Source organism: Klebsiella sp. 2019SCSN059, assembly GCF_021739525.1.
GTDB lineage: Bacteria > Pseudomonadota > Gammaproteobacteria > Enterobacterales > Enterobacteriaceae > Klebsiella > Klebsiella quasipneumoniae.
The window spans coordinates 1-859 of record NZ_JAKKOM010000127.1 but is presented as its reverse complement, the minus strand read 5'-3'; the positions used below and the strand labels follow the sequence as shown (position 1 = coordinate 859).

The 859-nt window shown below is 53.8% G+C and carries 1 protein-coding gene; it reads right to left on the bottom strand.

Annotation, left to right across the window (positions count from 1 at the left end):
* Positions 1–56: 56 nt before the first annotated feature.
* Positions 57–859: IS5 family transposase (locus L2I46_RS29230; RefSeq protein WP_191742195.1), on the bottom strand; the 803-nt coding region annotated here is incomplete at its 5' end.

The following is an 859-nucleotide window of genomic DNA, read 5'->3' as shown; positions in this document are numbered from 1 at the left end:
GGGCTTTGTTGAATAAATAAGATTTCGTGCGAACGACCCTGTAGCTGGCTGGATTTTCAGGCAATACGCACGCTTTCTGGCATCCCAGCCTTTGTCATCCTGTTCAACGCACGCACCATGGCCATAGCTTCCGCTACCTGACCATCGTAGTCACGCAGCGTCAGTGAATCTCCCAACAACTGCTTCATTCTGTACATTGCCGTTTCCGCTATCGAGCGACGGTTATATTCCGTTGTCCATTTCCACCGTGCATTGCTTCCGCTCAGCCGCTGATTAGCCACTGCACGGTTGCGGTCTGCGTACTCACCGGGCCAGTAACCTGCTCCTTTTCGGGGAGGAATAAGCGCGCTGATTTTTTTGCGGCGCAGTTCATCGTGACAGAGCCGGGTATCGTAAGCCCCGTCTGCCGCGGCTGCCCTGATTTTTCTGTGAGTCTGCCGGATAAGGCCCGGGAAGGCTTCTGAGTCCGTGACGTTATTCAGCGACAGGTCTGCACAGACAACTTCATGTGTGTTGCTGTCAACAGCAAGATGCAACTTTCGCCAGATACGACGGCGCTCTTTGCCATGCTTTCTGACTTTCCATTCGCCTTCACCAAAGACCTTCAGCCCGGTGGAATCAATCACCAGGTGTGCGATTTCACCCCGGGTGGACGTTTTGAAACTGACATTAACCGACTTTGCCCGCTTACTGACACTGGTGTAATCCGGGCAGCGCAACGGAACGTTCATCAGGGCAAAAATGGAATCAATAAAACCCTGCGCAGCCCGCAGGGTCAGCCGGAATACGCGTTTAATCACCAGAACGGTGGTGATGGCGAGATCAGAATAGCGCTGGGGCCTTCCTCGTGATGAAGGCG